Origin of the sequence: Brevundimonas sp. SGAir0440 (assembly GCF_005484585.1) — a bacterium.
Lineage (GTDB): Bacteria > Pseudomonadota > Alphaproteobacteria > Caulobacterales > Caulobacteraceae > Brevundimonas.
Map to the genome: position 1 here is coordinate 1,431,261 of NZ_CP039435.1, position 25,605 is coordinate 1,456,865.

General features: G+C 65.9%; 30 protein-coding genes. 14 read left to right on the top strand and 16 right to left on the bottom strand.

Annotated elements, in window-relative coordinates; genetic code table 11:
- The first annotated feature begins 21 nt into the window (after nt 1-21).
- Nucleotides 22-696: a pyridoxamine 5'-phosphate oxidase gene (gene pdxH, locus E7T10_RS07000; RefSeq protein ID WP_137722581.1), complete on the top strand. Its 675-nt coding sequence runs from the start codon at nt 22-24 to the stop codon at nt 694-696.
- Between the two features lie 6 nt (nt 697-702).
- Here pdxH and queA read toward each other — a convergent pair whose 3' ends face one another.
- Both queA and E7T10_RS07010 read right to left on the bottom strand, forming a co-directional pair.
- On the bottom strand, nt 703-1,788 hold the full coding sequence (gene queA / locus E7T10_RS07005) for a tRNA preQ1(34) S-adenosylmethionine ribosyltransferase-isomerase QueA (protein ID WP_137721247.1): 1,086 nt from the start codon (nt 1,786-1,788) through the stop codon (nt 703-705).
- 342 nt (nt 1,789-2,130) lie between these two features.
- Nucleotides 2,131-3,417 (bottom strand): D-amino acid dehydrogenase, encoded by a 1,287-nt coding sequence (locus E7T10_RS07010; RefSeq protein WP_137721248.1) that lies wholly within the window; start codon nt 3,415-3,417, stop codon nt 2,131-2,133.
- Nucleotides 3,418-3,552: 135 nt separating this feature from the next.
- On the opposite strand from E7T10_RS07010, the gene E7T10_RS07015 reads away from it, so the two are divergent.
- From E7T10_RS07015 to E7T10_RS07040, 6 genes are all read left to right on the top strand, one after another.
- Nucleotides 3,553-4,002: an Lrp/AsnC family transcriptional regulator gene (locus tag E7T10_RS07015; protein WP_137721249.1), complete on the top strand. Its 450-nt coding sequence runs from the start codon at nt 3,553-3,555 to the stop codon at nt 4,000-4,002.
- Nucleotides 4,003-4,043: 41 nt separating this feature from the next.
- Nucleotides 4,044-4,520, top strand: coding sequence for a hypothetical protein (locus tag E7T10_RS07020; RefSeq protein WP_091747886.1), 477 nt, complete (start codon nt 4,044-4,046; stop codon nt 4,518-4,520).
- A 60-nt stretch (nt 4,521-4,580) separates the two neighbouring features.
- Nucleotides 4,581-4,925 carry a RidA family protein gene (locus E7T10_RS07025; protein ID WP_091747883.1) on the top strand — a complete coding sequence of 115 codons (345 nt, stop codon included), beginning with the start codon at nt 4,581-4,583 and terminating at the stop codon, nt 4,923-4,925.
- Between the two features lie 41 nt (nt 4,926-4,966).
- The gene (locus tag E7T10_RS07030) at nt 4,967-6,649 is read left to right on the top strand and encodes a lysine--tRNA ligase (protein ID WP_137721250.1); all 1,683 of its coding nucleotides are present in this window, start codon (nt 4,967-4,969) and stop codon (nt 6,647-6,649) included.
- Nucleotides 6,650-6,708: 59 nt separating this feature from the next.
- Nucleotides 6,709-7,098, top strand: coding sequence for a hypothetical protein (locus E7T10_RS07035; RefSeq protein WP_137721251.1), 390 nt, complete (start codon nt 6,709-6,711; stop codon nt 7,096-7,098).
- Nucleotides 7,099-7,175: 77 nt separating this feature from the next.
- The gene (locus tag E7T10_RS07040) at nt 7,176-7,649 is read left to right on the top strand and encodes an SH3 domain-containing protein (RefSeq protein ID WP_039246408.1); all 474 of its coding nucleotides are present in this window, start codon (nt 7,176-7,178) and stop codon (nt 7,647-7,649) included.
- Between the two features lie 63 nt (nt 7,650-7,712).
- Here E7T10_RS07040 and E7T10_RS07045 read toward each other — a convergent pair whose 3' ends face one another.
- The 5 genes from E7T10_RS07045 to E7T10_RS07065 form a co-directional block, all read right to left on the bottom strand.
- Nucleotides 7,713-8,348, bottom strand: a complete 636-nt coding sequence (locus tag E7T10_RS07045) for a helix-turn-helix transcriptional regulator (RefSeq protein WP_137721252.1) — start codon at nt 8,346-8,348, stop codon at nt 7,713-7,715.
- Nucleotides 8,349-8,390: 42 nt separating this feature from the next.
- Nucleotides 8,391-8,831: a hypothetical protein gene (locus E7T10_RS07050; protein WP_137721253.1), complete on the bottom strand. Its 441-nt coding sequence runs from the start codon at nt 8,829-8,831 to the stop codon at nt 8,391-8,393.
- Between the two features lie 91 nt (nt 8,832-8,922).
- Nucleotides 8,923-9,273, bottom strand: coding sequence for a hypothetical protein (locus tag E7T10_RS07055; RefSeq protein ID WP_039246411.1), 351 nt, complete (start codon nt 9,271-9,273; stop codon nt 8,923-8,925).
- Nucleotides 9,274-9,449: 176 nt separating this feature from the next.
- Nucleotides 9,450-9,845, bottom strand: coding sequence for a PaaI family thioesterase (locus E7T10_RS07060; protein WP_137721254.1), 396 nt, complete (start codon nt 9,843-9,845; stop codon nt 9,450-9,452).
- Entirely contained in the window at nt 9,842-10,294 is a 453-nt protein-coding gene (locus E7T10_RS07065; RefSeq protein ID WP_137721255.1) for a PaaI family thioesterase, read from the bottom strand. The genes E7T10_RS07060 and E7T10_RS07065 overlap by 4 nt, the downstream gene beginning before the upstream one ends.
- A gap of 85 nt (nt 10,295-10,379) precedes the next feature.
- Here E7T10_RS07065 and E7T10_RS07070 point away from each other — a divergent pair, with 85 nt between their 5' ends.
- Nucleotides 10,380-11,411 (top strand): ligase-associated DNA damage response exonuclease, encoded by a 1,032-nt coding sequence (locus E7T10_RS07070; protein WP_137721256.1) that lies wholly within the window; start codon nt 10,380-10,382, stop codon nt 11,409-11,411.
- Nucleotides 11,412-11,414: 3 nt separating this feature from the next.
- Here E7T10_RS07070 and E7T10_RS07075 read toward each other — a convergent pair whose 3' ends face one another.
- Nucleotides 11,415-13,025 carry a response regulator gene (locus tag E7T10_RS07075; protein ID WP_137721257.1) on the bottom strand — a complete coding sequence of 537 codons (1,611 nt, stop codon included), beginning with the start codon at nt 13,023-13,025 and terminating at the stop codon, nt 11,415-11,417.
- Nucleotides 13,026-13,226: 201 nt separating this feature from the next.
- On the opposite strand from E7T10_RS07075, the gene queC reads away from it, so the two are divergent.
- Genes queC through E7T10_RS07090 form a run of 3 tightly spaced genes read left to right on the top strand, consistent with a single transcriptional unit; the run spans nt 13,227 to nt 14,937 of the window.
- Nucleotides 13,227-13,937 carry a 7-cyano-7-deazaguanine synthase QueC gene (queC, locus tag E7T10_RS07080; protein WP_168189981.1) on the top strand — a complete coding sequence of 237 codons (711 nt, stop codon included), beginning with the start codon at nt 13,227-13,229 and terminating at the stop codon, nt 13,935-13,937.
- Complete coding sequence (queE, locus tag E7T10_RS07085; protein ID WP_137721258.1) at nt 13,934-14,569, top strand: 7-carboxy-7-deazaguanine synthase; 636 nt, start codon at nt 13,934-13,936, stop codon at nt 14,567-14,569. The genes queC and queE overlap by 4 nt, the downstream gene beginning before the upstream one ends.
- A complete protein-coding gene (locus E7T10_RS07090) occupies nt 14,569-14,937 on the top strand; it encodes a 6-carboxytetrahydropterin synthase (protein ID WP_045810248.1) in 369 nt (122 codons plus the stop codon). The genes queE and E7T10_RS07090 overlap by 1 nt, the downstream gene beginning before the upstream one ends.
- Before the next feature lies 1 nt (nt 14,938).
- On the opposite strand, the gene E7T10_RS07095 is transcribed toward E7T10_RS07090, so the two are convergent.
- Together E7T10_RS07095 and E7T10_RS07100 are read right to left on the bottom strand one after the other, a co-directional pair.
- Nucleotides 14,939-15,217, bottom strand: a complete 279-nt coding sequence (locus E7T10_RS07095) for a hypothetical protein (protein ID WP_137721259.1) — start codon at nt 15,215-15,217, stop codon at nt 14,939-14,941.
- Nucleotides 15,218-15,273: 56 nt separating this feature from the next.
- On the bottom strand, nt 15,274-16,122 hold the full coding sequence (locus tag E7T10_RS07100; RefSeq protein WP_137721260.1) for a thioesterase family protein: 849 nt from the start codon (nt 16,120-16,122) through the stop codon (nt 15,274-15,276).
- Nucleotides 16,123-16,302: 180 nt separating this feature from the next.
- On the opposite strand from E7T10_RS07100, the gene E7T10_RS07105 reads away from it, so the two are divergent.
- The 3 genes from E7T10_RS07105 (at nt 16,303) to E7T10_RS07115 (ending at nt 17,954) form a co-directional block, all read left to right on the top strand.
- Nucleotides 16,303-16,791, top strand: a complete 489-nt coding sequence (locus tag E7T10_RS07105) for a helix-turn-helix domain-containing protein (RefSeq protein ID WP_017504587.1) — start codon at nt 16,303-16,305, stop codon at nt 16,789-16,791.
- Nucleotides 16,792-16,840: 49 nt separating this feature from the next.
- The gene (locus E7T10_RS07110; protein WP_137721261.1) at nt 16,841-17,542 is read left to right on the top strand and encodes a YafY family protein; all 702 of its coding nucleotides are present in this window, start codon (nt 16,841-16,843) and stop codon (nt 17,540-17,542) included.
- 61 nt (nt 17,543-17,603) lie between these two features.
- The gene (locus tag E7T10_RS07115; RefSeq protein WP_137721262.1) at nt 17,604-17,954 is read left to right on the top strand and encodes a VOC family protein; all 351 of its coding nucleotides are present in this window, start codon (nt 17,604-17,606) and stop codon (nt 17,952-17,954) included.
- A 6-nt stretch (nt 17,955-17,960) separates the two neighbouring features.
- Here the strand turns inward: E7T10_RS07115 and E7T10_RS07120 are convergent, their stop codons facing one another.
- The 6 genes from E7T10_RS07120 to E7T10_RS07145 all read right to left on the bottom strand — a co-directional run bounded on the left by E7T10_RS07120 (nt 17,961) and on the right by E7T10_RS07145 (nt 25,605).
- Nucleotides 17,961-18,653, bottom strand: a complete 693-nt coding sequence (locus E7T10_RS07120; protein ID WP_168189903.1) for a response regulator — start codon at nt 18,651-18,653, stop codon at nt 17,961-17,963.
- A 164-nt stretch (nt 18,654-18,817) separates the two neighbouring features.
- Complete coding sequence (locus E7T10_RS07125; RefSeq protein ID WP_045810243.1) at nt 18,818-21,151, bottom strand: TonB-dependent receptor; 2,334 nt, start codon at nt 21,149-21,151, stop codon at nt 18,818-18,820.
- A gap of 159 nt (nt 21,152-21,310) precedes the next feature.
- Entirely contained in the window at nt 21,311-22,522 is a 1,212-nt protein-coding gene (gene mnmA, locus E7T10_RS07130; RefSeq protein WP_137721264.1) for a tRNA 2-thiouridine(34) synthase MnmA, read from the bottom strand.
- Nucleotides 22,523-22,613: 91 nt separating this feature from the next.
- Entirely contained in the window at nt 22,614-22,898 is a 285-nt protein-coding gene (locus tag E7T10_RS07135) for a DUF1153 domain-containing protein (protein WP_026108337.1), read from the bottom strand.
- A 172-nt stretch (nt 22,899-23,070) separates the two neighbouring features.
- A complete protein-coding gene (flgE, locus tag E7T10_RS07140) occupies nt 23,071-24,828 on the bottom strand; it encodes a flagellar hook protein FlgE (protein ID WP_168189904.1) in 1,758 nt (585 codons plus the stop codon).
- Nucleotides 24,829-24,876: 48 nt separating this feature from the next.
- Nucleotides 24,877-25,605 carry a flagellar hook assembly protein FlgD gene (locus E7T10_RS07145; protein ID WP_137721265.1) on the bottom strand — a complete coding sequence of 243 codons (729 nt, stop codon included), beginning with the start codon at nt 25,603-25,605 and terminating at the stop codon, nt 24,877-24,879.

The window sequence follows — 25,605 nt, forward strand, 5'->3', positions numbered from 1 at the left end:
AGCACCGACTACATCACCCCCATGACCGCATCCGTGATCCCGCCCAGCCCGTCGCGTGAGGAATACGCCCGCGACTATGCCGCCGCCCTGGCCGCCAATGGCGACGAGACCATCTTCGATCGCCCCGAACCCATCGGCCTGTTCGTCGAATGGCTGGCGGACGCGAGGGCGCACGAGCCGAACGATCCCAACGCCATGACCCTGTCGACCGTCGACGCCGACGGCCTGCCCGATGCGCGGATCGTCCTGCTGAAGGACGTCGATGCGCGAGGGTTCACCTTCTATTCGAACAGCGAGAGCGCCAAGGGCGTCGAACTGGCCGGTTGCGCGGCCGCCGCCCTGACCTTCCACTGGAAATCCCTGCGCCGCCAAGTGCGGGTGCGCGGCGCGGTCGAGCCGGTCACGCCGGCCGAGGCCGACGCCTATTTCGCCAGCCGCGCGCGCGAAAGCCGCATCGGCGCATGGGCTTCGGACCAGTCCCGCCCCCTGTCGGATCGCACCGTGCTGGAAGAGGCCGTGGGCCGCGAAACCGCGCGCTTCGATGGTCAGGAGGTGCCGCGCCCGTCCCACTGGACCGGCTGGCGCGTCGTTCCGCGCTCGGTCGAGTTCTGGCGCGATCGCCCGTTCCGCCTGCATGACCGACTGCGTTTCGACCGCGACGGCGAGGCCTGGCGCTCGGGCCGCCTCTGGCCCTGACCGCCATCAGTCGCGGAACAGCAGCGATCCGTCGCCGTAGGAATAGAAGCGATAGCCGTCGGCGACCGCATGGGCATAGGCCGCCTTCATCGTCGCCGTGCCCGCAAAGGCGCCGACCAGCATGAACAGCGTCGATTTCGGCAGGTGGAAGTTGGTCATCAGCACATCGACCGCCCGGAACCGATAGCCCGGCGTGATGAAGATGGCCGTGTCGCCGTGGAAGGGTTTGATCTCTCCGTCCTCTGCCGTCGCGCTTTCCAGCAGCCGCAGGGAGGTGGTGCCGACGCAGACGATGCGCCCGCCCTTTGCATGGACGGCGTTCAGGGCGGAGGCGGTGTCAGGCGACACCTCGCCCCATTCGCTGTGCATCTTGTGATCGGCCAGGTCGTCGGCCTTGACCGGCAGGAAGGTGCCGGCCCCGACATGCAGCGTCACCGCATGGGTCGAGACGCCCTTGGCGCGGATGGCGTCCAGCAGGGCCGGGGTGAAATGCAGGCCCGCCGTCGGCGCCGCGACCGACCCGTCGTGCTCGGCGAAGACGGTCTGATAGTCCGACCGATCGCGATCGTCCTCGGGTCTTTTGGCGGCGATATAGGGCGGCAGGGGCATGACCCCCACATCGCGGATCGCGTCGTCCAGAGCCGGTCCCGCCAGGTCAAAGGTCAGGGTGATCAGGCCGTCTTCCCCCTTTGCCGTCACCGTGGCGTCCAGTCGCCCCAGGTCGCAGGCGGCGTCGCTCGCGTTTCCGAACCGGATCCGATCCCCCGTCTTGATCCGCTTGCCCGGCTTCATGAAGGCGGACCAGACGTCGGGCGCGTCGCGGTGATGCAGCGTCGCCTCCACCTCGACCGTCAAGGTTTCGCCCTCGGCCCCGATCCGCTGACGCACGCCCGACAGACGGGCGGGAATGACCCGCGTATCGTTGAACACCAAGGCGTCGCCGGGCTGCAGGAAGTCCGGCAGATCGCGAATGATCCGGTCTTCCAGCGCGCCGCCTTTCACCACCAGCAACCGTGCGGAATCGCGCGGATCGGCCGGGCGCAACGCAATCCGGTCCTCGGGCAGGTCGAAATCGAAATCGGCGGTCTTCATCGCGCGCTCTATAGGGCGCTCCGACGCGCCGCGCCACGTCGCGGCGTGCTGCCAGCGCATCGTCGGCGCGCCGCTGTCTGATTCACAACGGCTTTTCGCGCCCGAACGGCGTCTAACCGACCGCGCCCCGGCCGTGTGGTAGACTGGTCGGCGATCTTTGACAGCGTAAGTTCAGGCGGAAGGGACGACCAAATCCCGCCCGCGCCTTACCCGGATGATGGCGCCGGATTAGACGAGTTAGACACTTTAGACGGTGAATTCCCGTCCGCGGCCAAAGGCTCCACCGTCGCGAGATTAGACAAATTAGACTCTTTAGACGGTAAAATTCCCCGCCGTCTGATCTCAGCTGAAGCCCGGCGCAAACGCCCCGGCCCAGGCGCCATAGCGGTTCAGCGACAGGTCGCGGGTTTCGATCTCGGCCGCCTTGCCGTCGACCATGTCGGCCAGAACCCGCGCCGAGCCACACGCCATGGTCCAGCCCAAGGTGCCGTGGCCGGTGTTCAGATAAAGCCCAGGAACCTTGGTCGCGCCGATCACCGGCGTGCCGTCCGGCGTCATCGGACGCAGGCCCGACCAGTAGCTGGCGCCCGCCAGGTCGCCGCCGCCCGGGAACAGGCTGCCGACCGAATGGGTCAGGGTCTCGCGACGGACGGCGGGCAGGGTGTTGTTGTATCCCGACAGTTCGGCCATGCCGCCCACGCGGATGCGGTCGCCCAGGCGCGTGATCGCCACCTTGTAGCTCTCGTCCATGACGGTGGAGACGGGCGCGCGGTCTTCGTTCACGATCTTGGCCGTGATCGAATAGCCCTTCACCGGATAGACCGGCAGATCCAGCCCCAGCGGCTTCGCCATCATCGGCGAATAGGAGCCGAGCGCCAGGATGACCAGATCGGCCGTCAGGGCGCCCTTGCTGGTCAGGGCGCCGGTCGCGCGACCGTCCGTCATCGTGATCGACTGGATGTCGGTCCCGGTATGGAAGACCACGCCGCGCTCCGCCGCCAGCTTGGCCAGGGCGTTGGTGAACAGGAAGCAGTCGCCCGTCTCGTCATGCGGCAGACGAAGACCCCCGACGAAATCAACGTCGGAGGCGGCCAGGCCCGGCTCGGCCGCGATACAGCCCGCGCGGTCCAGAACCTCGCACGGCACGCCGGCGGCCTTCAGCACATCGACGTCCTTGTGCACGTCGGCCAGCTGTTTTTCGGTACGAAACAGCTGCAGCGTGCCCTGCTGGCGACCGTCATAGGCGATGCCGGTCTCGCGGCGCAGCAGGTCGATCTGGTCGCGGCTGTATTCGGCCAGACGCACCATCCGGCTCTTGTTTAGCGCATAGCGGTCATGGGTGCAGTTGCGCAGCATGGCGACGGTCCAGCGCACCATGGCCATGTCCAGCCGCGGCCGTACGATCAGGGGGGCGTGGCGCATCAGCAGCCACTTCATCGCCTTGACCGGGATCGACGGCGCAGCCCACGGCGCGGAATAGCCCGGCGAGATCTGCGCGGCGTTGGCGAAGCTGGTCTCCAGCGCCGGACCGGCCTGGCGATCCACCACCGTGACCTCATGCCCCGCCTGGCTGAGATACCAGGCGGTGGTGACGCCGATGACGCCCGATCCAAGCACCAGAACCCGCATGTGACGTTTCCAAGCCCAATGTTGTTATTCGCTGCAAGCTAGCGCCGCATGGATCGATGATCCTGCCTGTTTGCGCAACGATCGGTCGCTGATAAAAGTCTGACGCAATAATTTGCGGCTAAATGGCGGAAAATTGTGTCCCTGCTCGATCCCCTCGACCAACGCCTCCTTCAACGGCTCCGCGCCAACGGGCGCATCAGCAATGCGGACTTGGCCTCCGCCGTCGGTCTGTCGCCTTCCGCCTGCCTGCGGCGGGTGCGGCGGCTGGAAGAACGCGGGGTGATCCGGGGCTATGCCGCCGTCCTGGCCAACGACAGCGACGACGGCGTCGTCGCCTATGTCGAGATCACGCTGGAGAAGCAGACCGACGACCACATGCGCCGGTTCGAGGCGGCCGTCCGCAACCACCCGGAAATCCGCGACTGCTATCTGATGGCGGGCGAGGCCGACTACATCGTCCGCGCCGTCGCGCCCGACATCGCCGCCTATGAGGTGATCCACAAGGACGTCCTGTCGCGCTTGCCGGGCGTGTCGCGCATCCATTCCAGCCTGGCGATCCGCAACGTCCTGGCGGCGCGCGGCTGAAACGGGCTGAACCTTCCGGCCCGGTCGGGTGTTGTGGCGGCATGAAAGCCCTCGATCTCCTCCCGTCCGCCCTCATCGGCGCTGTCGCCAGCGCCCGTTCCATGACCCCGATGGCGGCCCTCGCCACCGCCGAACTGGCGCACAAGCCCTTGCCCGGCCGCGTCTTCCTGCTGAACCGGCCGCTGTTCAAGTTCGGCGCCCTGGCCATGGGCGTCGGCGAACTGCTGGGCGACAAGATGAAGACCGCGCCCGATCGCACCGTCTTTCTGGGCTTGTTGGCGCGGGTCATGAGCGCGGGCATCGCCGGCGCCGCCCTGGCCCCGCGCGGCAAGGAGAAGCTGGGCGCAGGCCTGGCGGTCGGCACGGCCGTGCCGCTGGCCTATCTGACCCTCTCGGGCCGTAAGAAGGCCATGGCCCGCATCGGCCAGACCAAGAGCGGCCTGATCGAGGACGCCCTGATCGTCGGCGCCGGCGCCCTGGTCGTCGGCCTGACCGTCTCGCGGTTCAACCGCCGCTAGCCGCTCGACAGCCGGGCCCCGGCGGCGATAGGTGAGGAACGTTTTCGAAGGACCCCGCCCATGATCACCCGCATCCAGCCCGGCGCCCGCATGAGCGAGGCCGTCGTCCACGGCGACACCATCTATCTGTCGGGCCAGGTCGGCGAACCCGGCGACGACGTGGCGACGCAGACCCGAACGGCGCTGGCTGAGATCGAGGCGCTGCTGGCCGAGGCCGGCAGCGACAAGTCCAAGATCCTGATGGCCCAGATCTGGCTGGCGGACATCGCCGACTTCGAGGCGATGAACAGCGTTTGGGACGCCTGGGTCGATACCGCCAACCCGCCGGCCCGCGCCACGGGCGAAAGCCGGCTGGCCTCGCCCGATTACAAGGTCGAGATCATCGTAATCGCCGCCAAAGCCTGATCACGGTTGACCGGGCGGGATGCAGACTGCAAACCGCCGCCATGCTTCAGAACCTCGAAACCCTCGCCCGCGAGGCCAAGTCCTGGCCCTTCGAACAAGCCCGCAACCTGCTGGCCCACGTTCTGAAGAAACGGCTGGGCGAGACCGAGCGAGCCGAAGCGCGCGCCCTGATCGACGCCGGCAAGGCGGATGAAGCCCTGGCGGCCTTTCCCGCCTTGCAGCGCTCTGTGATCCTGGAGACCGGCTATGGCCCGTCGGGCCTGCCGCACATGGGCACCTTCGGTGAGGTCGCCCGCACGACCATGGTGCGCAACGCCTTTCGCGCCCTGACCGGCGACCACTGGCCCACGCGCCTGATCGCCTTCTCCGATGACATGGACGGCCTGCGCAAGGTGCCGGAAGGCGTGCCGAACCCGGAGATGCTGCGCGAGGACCTGCATCTGTCCCTGACGCGGGTGCGCGATCCCTTCGGCACCCACGACAGCTTCGGCGCGCACAACAACGCCCGCCTGCGCGCCTTCCTCGACAGCTTCGGCTTCGACTATGAGTTCATGTCCTCGACCGAGACCTACAAGTCGGGCCGGTTCGACGCGACGCTGCTGACGCTTCTGGAACGGTTCGACGCGGTCCAGGCCATCATGCTGCCGACCTTGGGCGAGGAGCGCCGCGCCACCTATTCGCCCTTCCTGCCCATCAGCCCGATCACCGGCCACGTGCTGCAGGTCCCGACCCTGGCGCGCAACGTCGAGAAGGGCACGATCACCTTCGAAGACCCCGCCGGCGAACTGGGCAACCGCACCGAGGTGCCGGTCACGGGCGGCAATGTGAAGCTGCAGTGGAAGCCCGACTGGGCCATGCGCTGGGTCGCGCTGGACATCGACTACGAGATGTCGGGCAAAGACTTGATCGAGAGCGTGCGCGAAAGCTCCAAGGTCTGCCGGGCCCTGGGCGGAACGCCGCCCGAAGGCTTCAACTACGAGCTCTTCCTCGACATCGAGGGCAAGAAGATCTCCAAGTCCAAGGGCAACGGTCTGACGATGGACGAGTGGCTGCGCTACGGCACGCCCGAGAGCCTGTCGTGGTACATGTTCCAGTCGCCGAAGTCGGCCAAAAGCCTACACTTCAACGTCATTCCGCGCGCCATCGACGACTATCTGGCCTTCATCGAAAGCTACAAGACCCAGGAGCCGGCCAAGCGGATCGATAACGCCGTCTGGTCAATCCATGCGGGCGATCCGCCGACCCACACGTCGCCTGTGTCCTTCGCCCTGCTTCTGAACCTCGTTGGCGTGGCCAACGCCTCGACCAAGGAGCAGTTGTGGGCCTATTTCGCCAAATACCTGCCTGACGCGACGCCGCAGAACGAACCGCTGCTGGATCGGCTGATGGACCACGCGCTGAACTACTACGAGGACTTCGTGAAGCCCGCGAAGTCCTATCGCCTGCCCGACGACAAGGAGAAGGCGGCCCTGCTGGACCTGGCCGAACGGCTGAAGGCGCTGCCGGTCGACACCACCGATGGCGAACTGATCCAGAACGAGGTCTATGCGGTCGGCAAGGCCCATGAATTCGAGCCACTGCGGGCCTGGTTTGGTGCGCTCTACGAGGTACTGCTGGGCGCCAGCCAGGGGCCGCGCTTCGGTTCGTTCGCCGCCATCTACGGCCTGCCGCAGACGATCGCACTGATCGAAGCGAGCGCAAACGGAGAGCTGGCGCAACCTTGACCTTGCGTCAGGGTTGTTGCGTGATGCCAGCTTGAGGGGACGTAGCCGGGGAGGCGAGGTTGCGTTACGAGATCGACGAGGCGAACAGGGTCCTGATGCTCGACCTGGTCTCGGCCGGGTCAGCCGACCGCGTGCTGAAAGCGACGGTCGATCTGATCACACAAAGGCCCGAGCTCTGCTGCTGGGACTGGATCGTCGAATGCGAACCCATGACGGACGACGCCACCGTCCAGCATTTGGCGAAGCTGGCTGAGGCTTGGGGGCCGCCACCATCCGTCGAGGCGGTGACGGTCTTCGTGACAAACGATCGCATGCTCCATCTGTGGGCGCGTGTGCTGGACTTCCAGTTCGTGCGCCGGAAACACTTCATCGAACGCGACGTCGATATCGCCAAACGTTTCGTCGCCCGCCGCCAGTCTGCGCGCATAGCCAAGATGAACGGAAAATAACGGCGAAGCTCCGGGAGCCTTCAGGTTCGTCCGTGCATTCTCCCCTCATCGGCAAACGCGCTGACAGGAGAAGAGTTATGTCGAACAAGATTTTCAAGACCGGTCTGGCCACTGCTGCCGCCCTGGCCGCCATGGTGACCGCCGCCCCGATGTCCGCCCAGGCTCAGGCTAACGGCGTGACCAACTGTGACGCCCCTGGCGGTCGCCAGCGTGCGGGCGCCCTGATCGGCGCCGTGGTCGGCGGCGTGGTGGGCTCGAACCTCGCCCGCAATGAGCGTACGGCCGGCACCATCGTAGGCGCGGGCGCCGGCGCCGCCGCCGGTTCCTATATCGGCTGCAACCAACAGCGTGCCCGTGCTGCATCGGCCTCCAGCGGCGCCCAGTATCGCGCTTCGTCGAACCTGCGCATCCGCAGCGGCCCCGGCACCAACTATCGCCAAGCCGGTACGCTGTCGGCTGGCCAACCTTTCACCGCTATCGGTTCGCAAGGCGAGTGGGTTCAGATCGCAGGCGGCGGTTGGGTGAACGCCCACTACGTCACGGCCAACTGATTTCAGTTCGCTATCGTTCGAAAGCCCCGTCCGGTTCGCCGGGCGGGGTTTTTGCTGTGCGCGTTACTGGCTGACCCAGAGGATCCGGGCCATCCATTCGATCTCGCGCCGGGGCACGACCCTGGGCGGATAGTCGGGATTGATCGAGGCCAGGGTGACGGCGCGGCTGGTCAGGCTGGTGACCTCCTTGGCCACGGTTTCTCCGCTGGTCAGGCGGGCGACAACGCGGTCGCCTCGTCGCACCTGCGTCGCTTCCTGATCGACGATGACGCGGTCGCCTTCGCGATAGAGGGGCGACATCGAATCGCCGGTTATCCGAAGGCTGAACAGGGTGTCCTTGGCGCGCGGCAGATCGGTCTGATCCCAACCTTCGCCGACCGGCAGGCCGGCGTCGTCGAAAAACCCGTCCTGACCCGCCTTGGCCAGACCCAGCAATGGGACGCTGGTCGGCGTCTCCGGCGCGTCCTCTGCCAGCACCGCAAACTCCGACAGCGACAGGCCCGTCGCCTGAAGCACCAGCGTCATGCTCTCGGTCGACGGCCAGCGCGGACGCGGCGGATCGCCCGGCCCGAAGCGCTTTGACGGATTGAAACTGGTTGCGTCCAGACCGGCGCGACGGGCCAGCCCAGACGGTGTCAGACCCTCACGCCGCGCCAGGGCGTCGACGGCCTTCCAGAGCTTGGCGTGGGATAGCGGCATGAAAGTCCAGCGACCGATTCGCCGCCAGCATAAGATCAGATGCTAGGAATTTCTACCTATCAACGCCGCCGCACGGCGCTCTTGCCAAGCATAGAATGTGCCGATGATGATGCAGCCGATGATCAGATAACCGATCATGTTCACGACTGTATAAAGCGATCCGACCATCACGCGCTGTCCGGTCAGGCTCATAACATGGGACATTACTGCGATCAGTTGCAGGCCGCTGGCCCACACGGGCCACGACTGTCGATAACGCCAGCTGATGCCTACGAAGACGATCAAAAGGACGAGATCGACCAGAAACATGCCCAGCGGCACACCGCGAAATCCGCTGTTCTCCTGCATCACAATGGTTGCAAACCATGCGAACAGATAGGCGCCCGCGCCGATCCGCTCGGCCGAGTTGCCCTTCAAAAAGGCGAACAAAGCCATGCCGACCATGAATACGGCGCCGACGATGGCATAAGCGATGTTGAGCATGACAAATCGCCCCCGCGCAGAAATGCACGGGGGCGATAATGACCGAAGTCAGTTCAAACTGAAATCTCGGTAAGCCAAGCTTACCAAGAATTCACGCGACGCGATGCAGGTGCGTCGGCGTCAGGGCCGATTTCGGGTCCAGCCAATCGTCGGGCTTGGCGACCGGGCCGGCGGCGTAGGTGCCGAAGCCAAGGCGGCGATGATCTTTTTGCAGTTCGGCGTGGCAGGCCACGATCGACTCACGCGCGGCCGAGAGGGCGGCGATCGTTTCCATGGCCTTGGCCTGCGACATCGTGCCGGAAACCGGCGAGAGCGACAGAGCGGCGCGAGCGCCGATGAAGGATTGAACCAGCGTAGTCGCCTGGGTGATCGCGGCGTCGATCGCGAGTTCGGTAGCATGCAGATCGCCAGCAACGCTGGTGACGACTTCAGTGCGGTCCATGAAAGCCCCTCAAAGACAGGTTTACAAGAACCGTATGGTTATCACGTCTTAACCCTGTTTGGTAGAGCAATCTTTACCATATCGGCAATCGCGCGTTGAAGCGCCGCCGTAAGCACGGCGCTGAAACCCAATGAGAGCAGGAAGTCGGCGCGAATCAGCGCGCTAGGGCGCGGTGATCAGTCCTGGTTGTCCAGCAGGAAGTGTGCGGTAAGGGACGCAATCGGCTGTTGACGTTCTTCCTGCCAAGCCTCCGCATGCACATGGGCGACGCGACGACCCGCTCGGCTGATGCGCGCGCGGGCAAAAACGTTGATCGGCCTGCCGGTGCGCAGATAGGCTACCGTGGCGTTGATCGGGCGGGGCAGACGCGGACCCGGAAAGCTGAGCGCCACCTGAGCCATCGCCGTCATTTCCAGAAGGGCGGCTGTCGACCCGCCGTGCAGCGCGGGCAGCATCGGATTGCCGATCAGCTTGTCGTCGAAGGGCATGATAACGGTGACTTCGTCGCCGCTGACCAGGGTCTGAAGACCAAGAAAACGGGCATAGGGCATGCGGCTCAAGATGTCGGTCATGCCGCCACTCCTGCTGCCCGCTCACGGGTCTGGTTAATGATGTAGGCGGCTTGCGCAGCGGCGACCGGGTCGGCGGGATCGTCCTCGAAAGCCCAGGCGCGCACGAAGGCGATGCTGGGCGTCAGTCGAAAACATAGGCCCTGCGCCAGCAGGTCCTGACGCGGCCTTGCCGCGCGCATGTAATCGACACGCAAATCCAGGGTCGCGATGGGCTGGAAGGCGTCCATCGCGGTCCACACGGCCAGGCCGCCAATATGATCCAGCAAGGTCGTCACCAGCCCTCCCGCGAAGACGCCGCTGTCGGGATCGCCGACCAGATCCTCACGCCACGGCACGCGAATACGGGGCTGGCCATCGTGCAGGCCGTCGAAGGTGAAGCCCAAGGCGCCGGTGTGGGCGGCGCCGGCGGCCAGTTGCGGCAGGATGGTGGTCAGAAAACTCTCGTGCATCGTGCGGACTGAACCTGTTGCGCCGATTTTCGGGGTCATCCTCTATGGGGCGGCGACCCGACGGCGTCGAGAGCGTTACCGCAAGATGATCCGCCCCGAAGACCTGCTCCATCCCACGCCCGCCGGCCTCTACTGCCCGCCAGGAGATTTCTACATCGACCCGGTTCGGCCGGTGGATCGCGCCGTCATTACGCACGGCCATGCCGACCACGCGCGCGCCGGTCACGGGGCGGTGCTCGCGACGCGCCAGACCCTGGCGATCATGGCTGAACGTTATGGCGCGGATTTCACGCTGCAGCCCCAATCGGTGGAATACGGCGAGGCGACCGCGATCAATGGGGTCGATCTCAGATTGGCGCCCGCCGGCCATGTGCTGGGTTCGGCCCAGGTCGAGGTGCGCTGGAAGGGGCTGATCATGGTCGTGTCCGGCGACTATAAGCGCCGCCGCGATCCGACCTGTGCGCCGTTCGAGCCTGTGCCGTGTCACGTTTTCATTTCGGAGGCGACGTTCGGCCTGCCGGTCTTCAGCCATCCGCCGGCGGACGAGGAAGTCGGGCGGCTGGTGCGGTCGCTGGGACAGTTTCCCGAGCGGGCGCATCTGGTTGGCGCCTATGCGCTGGGCAAGGCGCAGCGGATCATCCGTCTGTTGCGCGAGGCTGGATGGGACCGCACCATCTATGTCCACGGGGCGCTGGAGCGGCTGAACGCCCTGTACGAAAGAGAAGGGGTCGATCTGGGCCCGCTGGCGCCGACCCGCGATCTGCCCAGGAATGCGCTGGGCGGCGAGGTCGCTATCGCACCGCCATCCGCCATCCAGGATCGATGGGCGCGCCGGTTCGCCGATCCGGTCACGGCCTTTGCTTCAGGCTGGATGGGGGTGAAGGCGCGGGCGCGACAGCGGGGTGTCGAGCTGCCCCTGGTCGTGTCGGATCACGCCGACTGGAACGAGCTGACCGCGACCTTCACCGAGATCAAGCCGGCGGAAATCTGGATCACCCACGGCCGCGAGGAAGGGCTGCTGCGCTGGGCCGAGATCAACGGGCAAAAGGCGAGGGCGCTGCGTCTGGTCGGCTATGACGAAGAGGATGAAGAGGCCTTGGACGTTCGTCCAGACTGACGATCAGGCGACGGCGCGATCGGCTTGGTCCTGCTCGTCGGCGGCGGAGATAGCGGCGTTCATCGCCATCCGCAGGCGTTCAGGCTTGATGGGCTTTTCTACGACGGCGGCCATGCCGATCGACAGATAGTGTTTGGCGTCTTCGGGGTCCGCATTCGCGGTCAGGGCCACGATCGGCACGCGGCCGACGGCGCCGGGCAGGGCGCGAATGGCCTGTGTCGCCTGAACGCCGTCCATTCGGGGCATCTTGATGTCCATCAGGACCAGATCGTAGCGGCTTTCCTGTACGGCCTGAAGCGCCTCGAGACCGTCCTCGGCCAGTTCGGAACTGCAGCCGAACATCTCGCACAGCGCCTGGGCGACGACGCGGTTTGTGGCGTTGTCGTCGACGATCAGGATATGTGGCGCGGATTTCAGGTCCAGGCCCGACAGATCCGACACGTTCGAGTGCGCCTCCGCCTCGACGACCGCGCGGGGCGCGGTCAGATCGAAGGCGAAGGTGGCGCCGCGTCCCTTGTTGTTCTCGGCCCAGATCCGGCCGTCCATCCGGTCGATGACCTGACGACAGATCGACAGACCCAGGCCGGCGCCGTCGGGGCCGGAACCATGAACGAAGGGCTCGAAGATGGAATCGACGCGTTCCGGCTCGACGCCCGGGCCGTCATCGCGGATGCGGGCTTCCATGTGGATGCGGTCGCCCTCGACCCAGGCCTTGAGACCGGCCTCAACCACGCCGTTGCGGGCGAACTTCAGCGCATTGCCGATCAGGTTGTTGAACACCTGCTTCAGGCGCACGCCGTCGATGACGGCCGCCAGTTCGGTGTCGCCTTCGTAGCCGACGAGCAGGGTCACGCCGTCCTGAGAGGCGCGCGGTTCCCACATCGACTGAATGTCGTCCATGACGGCGCGCAGGGCGGTCGGCTCGGTCTTCAGTTCCAGTTCGCCGGCCTCGGCCTTGGACAGGTCCACTGCGTCCTGGAGGATGCGCAGCAGTGTCTCGGAGGAGTCGACGATGGTCTGGACGTGCGCCTGAGCCGCCGTATTCAACGGCTGGCGGCGGAGCAGTTCGGCGACAGCCAGGACGCCGTTCATCGGCGTGCGCAGCTCGTGGCTCATGATGGCCAGGAACTGGCTCTTGGCGCGGGCGGCGGCGATGGCCTGGGCGCGGGTGTCGCTGAGGATCGCCGCCTGTTCGGCCAGTTCAGCGTTCTGCTCGCGCTGCCGCGTGTTGACGGCCTGCAAAAGGGTGGCGGCGGTGCCCACGCCCCAATAGGCGCCGTTCTTGGTGACGATGAAGCCGCGCAACAGGGCGGCCGGACCGCCCTTCAGCATGATGTCGCAAAAGGCGTCGATGCGGACGCCGGCCTCCACCACGGCCGGCTCGGCATCCATGGCGAAGGTGATGGGACGAAGGTCGTAAAGGGCGTGGCCGAAGCGGGCGGCGATCTTCTGAAGGAAGGCGGTGCGTTCGACCAGGCCGACGGGGCGGTCGCCATCGACCACGGGAATGACCAGCGTATCCGGCTCGCATTCGAAACGCGCCAGAACCTCGCAGCCGAGAGTCGTCGGCGCAACCGGCTTTGGACGCTCGGAAAGGGTCTCGATGGTCGGCATACTGCCCGGAACTCCTACTCATTGTGAGTAAAAGCCCGAATCGCTTGCGGATTAGTTAAGCGGCGTCATCCAAGACGCAAATCCGCCTTTTTTGCTCAAGGGGTGGGTCTGGTGTATGAGGCCCGCCCGACCCATCTGGGTCCCCATCCCTTTTTGCATGCGCGCGGCCGACCGGCCGACCGCAGATTCGTCATGAGCGCCATGCTGGAAAAGAAGCCTAAATCGGCCTTGGTTCTGTTCTCCGGCGGGCAGGACAGCGCGACCTGCCTGGCCTGGGCGCTGAAGCGGTTCGAGCGGGTGGAGACGGTCGGGTTCGACTATGGCCAGCGCCACCTGGTGGAGATGCAGGCGCGTCAGTCCGTGCGCGACGGAATGAAGACGGCTCTGCCGCAGTGGGCCGATCGCCTGGGCGACGACCATGTGGTGGACTTGACCGGATACGGCCGGATCGCCGAGAGCGCCCTGACCGCCGACCGCAAGATCGAAATGGACGCGCGCGGCCTGCCGACGACCTTCGTGCCGGGTCGCAATCTGATCTTTCTGGTCGCAGCCGCGGCGCTCGCGGATCGGCGAGGACTGGACGTGCTGGTCGGCGGCATGTGCGAGACGGATTATTCGGGCTATCCGGACTGCCGCCACGAGACGATGGAGGCGATGGCGCGGGCGCTGTCGCTGGGACTGGACAAGCCGGTCGTCATCGACACGCCCCTGATGTGGTTGACCAAGGCCCAGACCTGGGACCTTGCGGACAGGATCGGCGGCGACAGGCTGATCGATCTGATCATCGAGGATAGCCATACCTGCTATCAGGGCGACCGGACGCATCGACATGCCTGGGGCTATGGCTGCGGGTCTTGCCCGGCCTGCGAACTGCGCGCGGCCGGTTATGACGAATGGGCGTCGGGGCGATGACCTATTCGGCCAAGGAAGTGTTCCTGACGGTTCAGGGCGAGGGCGGACAGGCGGGGCGACCGGCGGTCTTCCTGCGGTTCGCCGGCTGCAATCTGTGGAGCGGGCGCGAGCAGGATCGGGCCAGCGCCGTCTGCACCTTCTGCGACACCGACTTTGTCGGCGTCGACGGCGACGGGGGCGGCAAGTTCGCGACGGCGGACCTGCTGGCCGATCACGTCGCGGCGATGTGGCGCGGGCGTGAAGGCGATCCGAAACTGGTGGTCTGCACGGGCGGTGAGCCCTTGTTGCAGCTGGATGGCCCGCTGATCGACGCGCTGCATGCGCGCGGTTTCGAAATCGCCATCGAATCGAACGGTACGATCGCAGCGCCGGACGGCGTCGACTGGATCTGCATCAGTCCCAAGGCCGATGCGGATGTGGTTCAGACGCGCGGGGCCGAGCTGAAACTGGTCTTCCCCCAGCCCAAGGCTATGCCGGATCGGTTCGAACATATGGATTTCGAACGGTTCTGGCTTCAGCCGATGGACGGGCCGGATCAGGTCGAGAACACCGCCGCCGCCATCGAATACTGCCTGACCCACCCACAGTGGCGCTTAAGCGTCCAGACCCACAAATACATCGGCGTCCGCTAATGCCCGTCTTCGAGATCACCAAACAGGCGACCTTCGACGCCGCCCACCACTTCCCGAACGAGCCCGAGGGCAGCATCTATCGCCGCGTCCACGGCCATTCCTTCACGGTCGAGGCGACGGTTCGGTCCGAGGTGCTGGACGTCGAACACGGCTGGGTCGCGGACCTGGGCGCGCTCGACAGGGCGCTGAAGGCTGCGGCCGAGACGCTGGATCACGGCATGCTGAACGAGCACGAGGGACTGGAGCTGCCCAGTCTGGAAAACCTGTGCCTGTGGTTCGCCAAGACGCTGAAACCCGAGTGGCCGGGCCTTTGCCGGATTCAGGTGGCGCGGCCGACGATCAACGAGCGCTGCCTTCTAAGTCTCTGATCTAGCAGCGTTTGCCTTGGCGTTGTCGCTGTTCGCAGCGGCGTTGTTCGCGTTCATAGTCGCGCTGTTCACGCTCGCGACGCAGTTTGGTTTCCTCGTCCGAGGTGGTGACGGCGTCGAAGCCGGCGCCGACGACCGCGCCGGTGGCTTTCGCCGTCCCGCCGACGACCGCAGCGGTCCCGCCGACGACGGCGCCGATAAGGCAGCCCTGCAGCATCAGACAACCGCCCAACACGACGACGACTTGGGATACGGAAACGAGGCGATTTCGACGACGCATGGGCGACACTCCAGAGATTTGGAATAGTCGTCGATAATGATGAATGAGGGCTGACTTCAGGCGGGACGTTGCGGCAGCAGTTTGCGGCGTTGGCGCGACAGGGCCAGCGGCGTTCCATCAGCGCCCCAGGCGATCGCCTCGTCCACCGTCCAGCCCAGGCCGAGGTCCAGCATCCTGAATTCGAAGAAAGCCCAGCCGTCCGGCGCGGTCTGCGGCGTCGGATCGGTCAGGATGTCGATGCGCAGATCGACGGTGGTCATGGCGGCCGGGGTCTTGGACGCGGTCCAGGCGGGCGGATACAGCGCGTCCAGCAGGTAGCACAGGCCGACCTCATCCAAAGGCCGGCCGTCGGCCATCCGCATCCAGGTGCGCTCGATCACCGGCTTGCCCTCATTGCCGCCCAGGATGTTGGGGCCGCCGTCGAAGCGGTATTCGACGTGCTGGGCGAAGTGCGGCGACATCGGCCCGCGTATCGTGGCCCTGGAGTCCAGCCTTTCCAGCGGCGGGGGCGGCGCGTGCAACGGCGTCAGCGGAGGCGGCGCGGCGTCCAGCCCATAGGTGCCGGTGGCGTGGTGGGTCATGCGCCCGTCCTGCTCGGCCTCGACCGCGGCATACAGAACATTGCGGCCGCCGCGCAGCAGGCGAGGGCGAAAGGCGACCTGTTCACCGAACCTGGCCGCCGACAGATATTGGACCGACAAGGTCCGAAGGGGCGCCGCCAGCGCCAGTCCCTGTCGCATCGACTGGGCGCACAGGGCCGCCAGCAGCCCGCCGAACGGAAAGCCCTTCTCCGGCGCCATGCTCGATGGGCCATTCGAGAAATGACCCGGCACGGGCGCGGACAGACCGCCGTCTTCGAGGACCTGGAAGGTCAGGGCGGCGTCGAGAGAAATGGGCGGCGTCATTGCGCAATCCTGCGTCAGGCGAAGAAGCGGCGGAAGACCTGATGACGATCTCCCGCCGAAGTCCAAGGAACAAGGCGGCGAACCGGGAGGTCTGCACGTCCGTTGCGAAACAAGACTGACTTGGAGCGTTCGGATTTGCAACCCTTGCCAAATGCCTGACGCGGCGTCACTTTCGCGCCTATGGGACGCACCGCCGACTACAGCCGCCAAAGCTGCTCCATCGCCGCCACGCTTGAGGTGATCGGGGATCCCTGGACCCTGCTGGTCATTCGAGACGCCTTCAACGGCGTCAGCCGGTTCGAACAGTGGCAAGACAATCTGGGCGTGGCGCGCAACGTCCTGGCCGCCCGGCTCAAAAGCCTGGTCCAGCATGGCGTGCTAGAGCCGCGCCTGTATTCCGAACGCCCGCCGCGCAACGAATATGTCCTGACCGCCAAGGGCAAGGATCTGTACGGCGTTCTGGTCACCTTGCACGGATGGGGGAACAAGCACGTCTATGGCGACGCCGACAGCGGCATCGACATGGTCCACAAGACTTGCGGCCATTCCCTGACCCCGCGCATCGCCTGCGGCTGCTGCGGCGAAATCGTCAAACCGAGGGATATCGCCCTGACCCGCGCCGAGAACCGGCCGACAGTCGGCGACGTGATGCCCAAGGAAGCGGCCTAGGCCCGTTCCTGCTGACGCTTTCTGGCAGCAGGGCTGCTAGGATCGCGGGGTGTCACGCTCTGAACGCCTTCTCGATCTGCTGAACGTCCTGCGGCGGCATCGTCGTCCGGTGACCGGGCAGGTGTTGGCCGAGGAGATGGGCGTCAGTCTGCGGACGCTTTACCGCGACATCGCCAGCCTGCAGGCGCAAGGGGCGACGATCGAAGGGGAGGCGGGGGTCGGCTATGTGCTGAAGCCGGGCTTCATGCTGCCGCCGTTGATGTTCACCCCGGAAGAGATCGAGGCCCTGGTGCTGGGGTCGCGCTGGGTGGCGGATCGGGCTGATCCGCGCATGCGCGATGCGGCGCTGGCGGCGCTGGGACGGATTTCGGCGGTGTTGCCGCCGGATCTGCGCGACGAGATGGATACCTCGGCCCTGCTGGTCGTGCCGGGCGAGCCGTTCCCGGCGGATCGGGTCGATCCGGCCTTAATAAGGAAAGCGATCCGCACCGAGCGACGGCTGAAGCTGTGTTACCGCGACGAGGCGGGGTCGGCGTCCGAGCGTGTCGTCTGGCCGTTCGCCCTGGCCTTCTTCGACCGGGTGCGATTGCTGATCGCCTGGTGCGAACTGCGCGGTGATTTCCGCAGCTTCCGCACCGACCGCATCGTCGAGGCGGAGGTGATGGAGGCGCGGTATCCGACGCGTCGACAGGCGCTGATGAAGACCTGGCGCGAGGCGCATGAAAGATCGCGGTCAGGCGACGGCTGCTGACGGAAACTGGCAGCAGCGAGCGGTAGGGTTCGGCGTGTTGGAAACACGAGGGGCCGGGCTGATGAGCGAGATCGAGGATATTCTTCTGGCCGTTGCGGACCCGGAGGTCAGCGCGCGCTTTTATGCCAGTCTGCTGGGTTGTCGGCCTGTGGTGGCGGGACCGGACCGGGCCTTGTTCAAGCTGACTTCGGGCCGGGCTCTTGGGCTGCTGCGGCGTGCCGGAGATCGGCGCGAGGTGTGCGAGGTGGACTTTCCGCTGGAGGGCACCGAGGCGGTGGATCAGGCGCATATCGATTGGTGGGATCGCGGGGCGCGCATTCTGACGCCGCCGACGGACGCCGCACCGGGCCGCAGCTTCGTGGCGGGCGACCCGGACGGCCATCGGCTGAGAGTCTACGCCGTCGCGGCGTGAAGGTGATCAGACCTCGGCTTCGAGTCGGTATCCGACGCCGCGCACATTGCTCAGCAGACCGGCGGCGTCGGCGGCGTCCAGCTTGCGGCGCAGGTGGCTGACGTGGCTGTCGATGGTGCGTTCCAGAACCGCCTGATTGGGGAAGCAGGCCTGCATGATCTCGCTGCGGCTAAAGACGCGCAGGGGCGTGTGGGCCATGTGGGCCAAAATGCGGAACTCCGTCAGGGTCAGGTCCAGCCGGCGCTTGCCCGACGGCGTCAGGATCGCCGCCAGATAGTTTTCCAACTGCACCTCCAGCGGACCGACGCGCAGGGTCTTGGCGGCCCGGCCGCCGCCGCCGCTGCGTCGCAGGATGGTCTGGATCGAGGCCGTGACCTGGGCCGGCTTGAACGGCTTGGCGATATAGTCGTCCGCCCCGATCCGCAGCGCCTGCAGTTTGTCGGCGGCCTCGTCCCGGTCGCCGACCATGATGACGGGCGTTTCGCCGCGCCGACGCAGTTCGCCCAGCACATCCCAACCGTCCCGCACGGGCAGGCGGACGCTGAGCAGGGCGAGATCGGGTTTGAGCGACGCATGCAGGTCGGCCGCCTGCTGGCCGTCGGCGGCGACGACGGTGCGAAAGCCGTCCCGACGCAGGGCGGCGTCCAGGATTTCGACGCCCTCGGCGGCGTCATCGGCGATCAGGATCAGGCTGCTCATGGCGTCTCCGAACGCCGCCATCGCGCCAGATCGTCGCGTCGTCCAGCAAAACCAGACGGCTGCGGTGAAGTTTCATATCGCCGTCGCAAAGCCTTCACGCAGACGAAGAAAAACCCCCTTCCGCCGTGGCGGAAGGGGGCCAGTCGGTCGTTCGGGAGGAACGCTTAGTAGGAGGCGCGCAGCTCGATGCCGAAGGTGCGCGGGTTGTTGAAGTTGCCGTAGTCGCCCAGGGTGTTCCGGTTCGACGGATCGCGGCGGTAGACGTAGGTTTCGTCCAGCAGGTTGCGCGACCACAGGGCCACTTCCAGCAGCGGACCGCCGTCGCGGGTCGTGATGTCGGCGATGGCGACGCGGGCGTTCACGACGAAGGACGAGTCGGCCTTGATGGCGAACTGCTCGAAACTGTGGGCCGCATCGGCGTAGTTGGCGTCGATGTGCGCCTTCAGGGTCGCGCCCATGAAGGGCGAGTTCCAGTCGGCCGCGACGCTGCCGGCGTTCTCAGGCGTATAGGCGATGAAGACCTGCTGCACCTGGCCGTTGAACGGGTTGACCGTGTCCGGCACCTTGGCGTCCGTATAGGCGTAAGAAGCCGACAGGGTCAGGTTGTCGGTCGCCCGGAACTGCCCTTCCAGCTCGACGCCGCGGATTTTGGTGGTGCCTGGGGCGTTGATCGTTTCCAGCGTGTTGCGGGTCGAGGCGCCTTGGACGGTGACCAGGCTGAAGTCGATCTGGCTGTCGGTGCGGTCCATGGCGTAGACGGCCGCGTTGAAGCGGACGCGACGGTCGAACAGGTCGCTCTTCAGGCCGATTTCGTAGGCCTTGACCTCTTCGGGATCGAACGAGCGGTAGGTCAGCGAGCGCGAGGAGGCGCCGCCGGCGCGGTAGCCGGTCGAATACTTGCCATAGACGTTGATGTTGTTGCTGACGTCATAGGCCAGGGTGACCAGCGGGTCGAAGCGATCGACCTTGGAGCTGAAGGTCAGGTTGGTGGGGGCGTTGTTGACGACCTCCAGCTTGCCGTCCTTGTCGTCCCAGGTGTAGCGGCCGCCGACCGTCAGGTGCAGGGCGTCCATGCTGGCCGGGGTCCAGGTGGCTTGTCCGTAGATGGCCTTGGATTCCGAGTGTGCGGTGGACTTTCGGTCCAGCGAGCGGAAGCCGCGGATCGTCGGGGTGGGGTCCAGAATGGTGTAGCCCGTGCCGTCGGCGTTCCACTGGTTCGTCGAAGGCGTGGCGGCGTCGTCGGACACCGTTTCCTTGAAGTAGAAGACGCCGCCGACATAGTCGATGCTGTCGCCCAGCGAACCGACGGCCTGCAGTTCCTGGCTGAACTGATGCTGCCAGAAGCCGGCCAGCGAATAGCGGCTGAAGCGGCCGTTCGGACCGACGACCGGCGGACGGTGGGCGCCGGCGATGTTGTCGTACTGTTCGACGTCCAGATCGCGATAGGCCGTGATCGAGCGAATTTCCAGCGAGTCGGTCGGGCGATACGACAGGTGCAGGTCCATGCCGCGCGTGTCGTCGACGCTGAACTGCTGAGGCACGCCGATGTCGGCCTGCGTCATCCGCTTGGAGCCCTCGACCTGAACCAGGGGCGACAGGGCGCGGATGCTGCCCGAGGGAACCGTAGCCGAGGTGAACGGCACGACGGTCAGGCCATTCGGGTTGAAGTTCAGCAGTTGGCTGTAGAACGGAGTGTTCTTGTCCTTGCTGATGTCCGCCGCCAGGGTGGCGGTGAAGTTTTCGGCAGGCGTCCAGCGCGTCTGGAAGCGAAGGCCGCGACGGTCATATTCGCCAAAGCCGGTCTGTCCCGGAAGGATGTTCTCGGTCACCGGGCCTTGGACCGAAATGATGCCGTCGACCTTGAAGGCGAAGTCGCCGAGGGCGGGGAAGTCAACGTGCAGTTCGGAGTTGTAGGATTCCAGATTGCCCACGCCGGCGATGGCGCGCATGCCGAACACGCCTGTGGGCTTCTTGGTCACAAGCGACAGGGCGCCGCCTTCGGTGTTGCGGCCGAACAGGGTGCCTTGCGGACCCTTCAGGACTTCGACGCGCTCGATGTCGAGCAGGGCGGCGGCGAGGCCGTGTTGGCGGGCCAGATAGACGCCGTCGACATAGACGCCGACGCCCTGCTCGCGGGCGGGCTGGTTGGCGTCGTTCGGCACGATGCCGCGGATGCCGATGGTCAGGGCGGACTGACGGGCCTCGAAGGTGGCGATGCGCAGGCTGGGGACGCTGCCGTCGGCCAGGTCCATCAGGCTCTGCACGTGGCGATCGGCCAGGGCCTCGGCGTTGACGACCGAGATCGAGATCGGCGTGTCTTGCAGGTTGGTTTCGCGCTTGGTGGCGGTCACGACGATGTCGTCAAGACCGGCCGGCTCGGCGCTGGCGGCCGTCGGCGCGGTCTGGACCGGCGCGGTTTGGGCGAAGGCGGAAACGGGCGCGGCGAGAAGGGCGGTCCCCAGCAGCAGCTGAAGGCGCAGTTTGGTTTGACGATGCATTTTTATCCCCTGCTTAGTCGGGGCGGGGATTACGCCGTCATTGCGATGCGCAGTTTACAGCCGTGCAACAGCCCGGTGCATCTTTGATGTCCGAGGTTGAGAGAAACCTGCAACCAGGGTCCACCGCGCCTCCACATCGTCTCCACACTTGGGCCCGGGCTAGACGACGACCGCGTTCGTGTCGCGGATGAAGCCGCCGCCCAGGATGCGTTCGGTGTCCGTCGGATCGTACAGGGCGCAGGCCTGACCCGGCGCCACGCCTTCTTCGCCCTCGTTGAAGACGACGCAGATATCGCCATCGATCAGGGCGAGGCGGGCTGGCGAGGGCTGGCGGGTCGAGCGGACACGGGCCAGGACCGGGATGTTGGCCTCGGCCGCCTCGGTGATGGTCGCCTCGTCACCGAGCCAGTTGGTTTCTTCCAGCGTCAGACTGGCGGTCAGCAGGGCTTCGCGCGGGCCGACAACGACGCGACGGGTTTCAGGCTCCAGCCGGGTTACGAACAGGGGCTCGCCTACGGCGACGTTCAGGCCGCGGCGCTGGCCGATCGTATAGTCCGTGATGCCCGCGTGCTGGCCCAGCACCCGGCCGTCCATATGCACGATCTCGCCGGCCTCACGCCCTTGCGGACGCAGGCGGTCGATCAGGGTGCGATAGTCGCCGGAAGGCACAAAACAGATGTCTTGGCTGTCCGGCTTGGCGGCGATCTTCAGACCCAGTTCGGCGGCGACGCCGCGCACCTGGGGCTTTTCCAGATCGGCCAGCGGGAAACGCAGATAGTCCAGTTGGTCTTGGGTCGTGGCGAACAGGAAGTAGGATTGGTCGCGCGAATGATCGATGGCCTTGCGCATCTGCGAGCGGTTGCCGGCGACCGCGCGGCGGACGTAGTGACCCGTCGCCATCGCCTCGGCGCCCAGATCGCGCGCCACGTCCAGCAGGTCGCGAAACTTGACGGTCTGATTGCAGCGGATGCAGGGGACCGGCGTCTGGCCCTTCAGATAGCTGTCGGCGAACTGGTCGATCACCGCGTCCCTGAACCGGCTCTCATAGTCCAGAACGTAGTGTGGAATGCCGATCATGTCGGCGGCCAGGCGCGCGTCGTGAATGTCCTGACCCGCGCAGCAGGCGCCCTTCTTCTTCAGCGCCGCGCCGTGGTCATAGAGCTGCAGCGTGACGCCGACGACGTCGTAACCCGCCTTATGCAGCAGGGCCGCGACAACGGTGGAGTCCACACCGCCCGACATGGCGGCTACGACCCGCGCGCCGACCGGCAGGCCGACCGCCGCCCGCGCGCTCTCGACCGCCGCATCGATGTCGGTGCGCGCGATGTCGGGAACGGGGCAGAAATCTTCGACCAGGGTCATCGCGGCCATTTAGTGCGGAACCAGCGCGATTTCGAGGCCCGCGAAAGAAAAGGGCCGCACCCGTCGCCGGATGCGGCCCTTAACGTCTTCGGGGAAACCCTCAGGAGCGATAGCTCTGGATCCGCGTCGTGCGCAGGCCCTGCATGCCCCATTTGTCGATGGCCTTCTGCCAGGCCAGGAACTCTTCGGCCGTCAGGCGGTATTTCGCCAGGGCGTCGTCGAGGCTGAGCAGGCCGCCGCGAACGGCGGCGACGACCTCGGCCTTGCGCCGGATCACCCACCGGTCCGTGTTGGACGGCGGCAGATCGTTGAGGGTCAGGGGCGTGCCAGTCGGTCCGACCACGTATTGTTCGCCTTTGCTATTAAGGCGTCGCTCTTGCAACATGGGCTTATGCCTCTTTCACCAACACCGTAGTGTCATGAAGGTAGGCGTCTCCGACTAAGGTCCGTTTAAGCGTCGTGGTGAAGGAACGGATAACTTTCGCCCCCTCCTGAACGACTCTGTAAACCTTGCTTGCGCGACGATTCATCGAGACTAACGCTTACTTACTCGCCGATCAGCGTTTGATGTTGATCAGCTCGGCCAGCATTTCATCGGCCGTGGTGATGATTTTGGACGAGGCGGAATAGGCGCGCTGGGTGGTGATCAGGCCGGTGAACTCGGCCGACAGATCGACGGTCGAGGACTCCAGCTGCTTGGCCGCGATCTGGCCCGCGCCGCCCGTTCCCGCCGCCTTCAGGTTGAAGGTGCCGGACTGAAGGCTGACGGCGTAGGCGTTGCCGGACACTTCCCGAAGGCTGTCGGGGCTGGGGAAGGTGGCGACCGCGACCTGGGCGATGCGGCGCATGACGCCGTTGTCGAAGATGGCGGTGACGAAGCCGCCCTCGTCGATCTTGATTTCGCTCAGATTGCCGAACGCCGTGCCGTTGGTGACCGTCGACTGGACGACCGAGGCGGTGTTCAGCTGGCTGAGGCCGCCGGCCGAGGTGTTGAGGTCTAGCGTGACGGCTTGGGCGGCGATGCCCAGACCGTCGGCCCAGGCGACCTGGCCGGCCGGCATGGTCAGGTTGGCGGGGTCGGACTTGCCGAAGTCCAGCGTCGCCATGGTCGGGTCGGGGAACAAACCCATGCCTGCGGGCCAAGCCTTCATCGTGTCGACGTCCAGGCGACCCGACGGCGTGAAGGCGATCTTGCCGGTCTTGATCTGGCCGTTGGCGTAGGGTGCCCCCGCGATGACGTCGCTGGCCGGCACGGAGACGATCTCCGCATACCAGATGTTCGGTTCGTCGCTCTTCAGGAAGCGAAGTTCCAGGTTGCGCTGGCCGCCCTTGGAGTCCGAAACCGGGATGTTCATCTTGAAGTCGGGCTTCACGCCGACGGGGTTGTCGTCGTCGGCGTTGTACATCGCCATGGAGTTGACCGATGGGTCGTACTTCGTCTTGGCGACGTTTTCGTTGCCCAGACCGACGTCCGAGAGGTTGATCGTATAGGCGGGGCCGCTGGCCGGCGTGAACTGGATCTGGGTCGGCGGCGTGCCGACCGGGGCCGCCGAGCCGGCGTTCGCGCCGTTGATCGTCAGCCCGGTGATGGCGCCGGTGGTCGGGTCGAAGGTCGCCGAGGCGTCGATCTTCTGCGAACCGGACTTGATCACCAGATCGTGGCTGTTGGCGCCGGTGCGGGTGTAGCGGACCGACACGTCGTGGGTCACGGCCGGCGTCGCCGTATCGGACACGCCCTTATAGGACTGGGCGCTGGCGGCCGAAGACGATTCCTGGCTCGAACGCAGGTTGGCATTGATCTGGACGCGAGTGGTCGGTTCGGCGGTGCCGCCGACGGAGCCGATGTTGATCGAGCGCAGGCGCGACAGGTCGGAGGGATCGGTCGAGATCTCGCCGTTGGAGTCCACTGGCCAGCCTTGAAGATACAGGCCGGCGCTGTTCTTCAGATAGCCCTGCTTGTCGACGGTGAAGGCGCCGGCGCGGGTAAACAGGCGGGTGTCCGTCGCGCCGACGTTCTCGGCCTGCGTCGTCGTGACGAAGAAGCCTTGACCGTTGACGGCGAGGTCGGTGCTGGAGGTCGTGCGCTGAAGCTGACCTTCCTGGCTGACATAGGAGCGGGTGTTGGTGGTGACGCCGCCGGCCGAATAGCTGCCGCCCGATGCGGTCTGGCTGTTGACCAGCGTCTGGAACTCGCTGGCCGTGCGCTTGTAGCCGACGGTATTCACGTTGGCGATGTTCTGGGAGATCGCCGCCAGGGCGGCGGAGTTGGCGGCCAGACCGGACACGCCGGCCAGCATTGCACTGTTGAGGCTCATGGAAGAACGCTCCTTAAATAGAGGTCATCGGGAAGGCGGCGGATCGCATCATGCGGCCGCCTCCTCGGTGGGGACGTTCGGATTCTCCGTATCGTCGGTATCGTTGGCCGCCTGGGCCTTGATCTCGTTCAGCGAGATCACGGTCGAGAGCGGAAGGATGGAGTCGCCGATCACCAGATACGGCGCGCCGTTGTACATCTCGACGCCGGTGACCCGGCCCTGGATCAGGGCCTGGGCGTCGACCTTGGCGCCGGTTGCGTCGGTGGCGGCGACCTTCAGCGTATAGACGCCGCCGTCTTCGGCCGTGCCGCCGTCCTTCAGCTTGCCGTCCCAGGAGAAGGTGTGCAGCCCGGACGTCTTGTCCGGCGCGGCGCCTTCCCAGACGACGACGCCCTTGCTGTCGACGACCTGCAAGGTGGCCTTGTCCGCGTCGGCGCCCAGTTCGTAGGCCCACGCAGCCTTGCCATCTTTGAACTCGGTGGCGGTCCAGGCGGCGGTGACGCTCTTGCCGATGTAGTTGGCGGCGTTGTCCAGACCGCCGCCGGCTTGGGCGGCCAGCAGGCTGGTCAGCAGGTCGTTCGTCAGCAGCTGCTGCTCCACCCCGGCCATCTGGGTCAGCTGGGCCGTGAACTGATTGGAGTCCAGCGGCGACAACGGATCCTGGTTCTTCATCTGCGTGGTGAGCAGGGTCAGGAAGGTCTCGAAGTTCGAGGCCAAGGCTTTGGTGCCGCCGGTGATGCGGCCCGCTGCGGCGGAGGTTGTGACGGCGTCGACCAT

Bases quoted from the DNA above. Each gene is read 5' to 3' on its own strand.
- E7T10_RS07040 (WP_039246408.1), top strand. From the start codon at position 7,176: ATGTCGAACAAGATTTTCAAGACCGGTCTGGCCACTGCTGCCGCCCTG.
- pdxH (WP_137722581.1), top strand. From the start codon at position 22: ATGACCGCATCCGTGATCCCGCCCAGCCCGTCGCGTGAGGAATACGCC.
- E7T10_RS07075 (WP_137721257.1), bottom strand. From the start codon at position 13,025: ATGCCGACCATCGAGACCCTTTCCGAGCGTCCAAAGCCGGTTGCGCCG.
- queE (WP_137721258.1), top strand. From the start codon at position 13,934: ATGACCTATTCGGCCAAGGAAGTGTTCCTGACGGTTCAGGGCGAGGGC.
- queA (WP_137721247.1), bottom strand. From the start codon at position 1,788: ATGAAGACCGCCGATTTCGATTTCGACCTGCCCGAGGACCGGATTGCG.
- queC (WP_168189981.1), top strand. From the start codon at position 13,227: ATGCTGGAAAAGAAGCCTAAATCGGCCTTGGTTCTGTTCTCCGGCGGG.
- E7T10_RS07010 (WP_137721248.1), bottom strand. From the start codon at position 3,417: ATGCGGGTTCTGGTGCTTGGATCGGGCGTCATCGGCGTCACCACCGCC.
- E7T10_RS07065 (WP_137721255.1), bottom strand. From the start codon at position 10,294: ATGCACGAGAGTTTTCTGACCACCATCCTGCCGCAACTGGCCGCCGGC.
- E7T10_RS07020 (WP_091747886.1), top strand. From the start codon at position 4,044: ATGAAAGCCCTCGATCTCCTCCCGTCCGCCCTCATCGGCGCTGTCGCC.
- E7T10_RS07030 (WP_137721250.1), top strand. From the start codon at position 4,967: ATGCTTCAGAACCTCGAAACCCTCGCCCGCGAGGCCAAGTCCTGGCCC.
- E7T10_RS07090 (WP_045810248.1), top strand. From the start codon at position 14,569: ATGCCCGTCTTCGAGATCACCAAACAGGCGACCTTCGACGCCGCCCAC.
- E7T10_RS07100 (WP_137721260.1), bottom strand. From the start codon at position 16,122: ATGACGCCGCCCATTTCTCTCGACGCCGCCCTGACCTTCCAGGTCCTC.
- E7T10_RS07105 (WP_017504587.1), top strand. From the start codon at position 16,303: ATGGGACGCACCGCCGACTACAGCCGCCAAAGCTGCTCCATCGCCGCC.
- E7T10_RS07050 (WP_137721253.1), bottom strand. From the start codon at position 8,831: ATGCTCAACATCGCTTATGCCATCGTCGGCGCCGTATTCATGGTCGGC.
- E7T10_RS07060 (WP_137721254.1), bottom strand. From the start codon at position 9,845: ATGACCGACATCTTGAGCCGCATGCCCTATGCCCGTTTTCTTGGTCTT.
- E7T10_RS07025 (WP_091747883.1), top strand. From the start codon at position 4,581: ATGATCACCCGCATCCAGCCCGGCGCCCGCATGAGCGAGGCCGTCGTC.
- E7T10_RS07145 (WP_137721265.1), bottom strand. From the start codon at position 25,605: ATGGTCGACGCCGTCACAACCTCCGCCGCAGCGGGCCGCATCACCGGC.
- flgE (WP_168189904.1), bottom strand. From the start codon at position 24,828: ATGAGCCTCAACAGTGCAATGCTGGCCGGCGTGTCCGGTCTGGCCGCC.
- E7T10_RS07045 (WP_137721252.1), bottom strand. From the start codon at position 8,348: ATGCCGCTATCCCACGCCAAGCTCTGGAAGGCCGTCGACGCCCTGGCG.
- mnmA (WP_137721264.1), bottom strand. From the start codon at position 22,522: ATGGCCGCGATGACCCTGGTCGAAGATTTCTGCCCCGTTCCCGACATC.
- E7T10_RS07095 (WP_137721259.1), bottom strand. From the start codon at position 15,217: ATGCGTCGTCGAAATCGCCTCGTTTCCGTATCCCAAGTCGTCGTCGTG.
- E7T10_RS07135 (WP_026108337.1), bottom strand. From the start codon at position 22,898: ATGTTGCAAGAGCGACGCCTTAATAGCAAAGGCGAACAATACGTGGTC.
- E7T10_RS07115 (WP_137721262.1), top strand. From the start codon at position 17,604: ATGAGCGAGATCGAGGATATTCTTCTGGCCGTTGCGGACCCGGAGGTC.
- E7T10_RS07120 (WP_168189903.1), bottom strand. From the start codon at position 18,653: ATGAGCAGCCTGATCCTGATCGCCGATGACGCCGCCGAGGGCGTCGAA.
- E7T10_RS07070 (WP_137721256.1), top strand. From the start codon at position 10,380: ATGATCCGCCCCGAAGACCTGCTCCATCCCACGCCCGCCGGCCTCTAC.
- E7T10_RS07055 (WP_039246411.1), bottom strand. From the start codon at position 9,273: ATGGACCGCACTGAAGTCGTCACCAGCGTTGCTGGCGATCTGCATGCT.
- E7T10_RS07125 (WP_045810243.1), bottom strand. From the start codon at position 21,151: ATGCATCGTCAAACCAAACTGCGCCTTCAGCTGCTGCTGGGGACCGCC.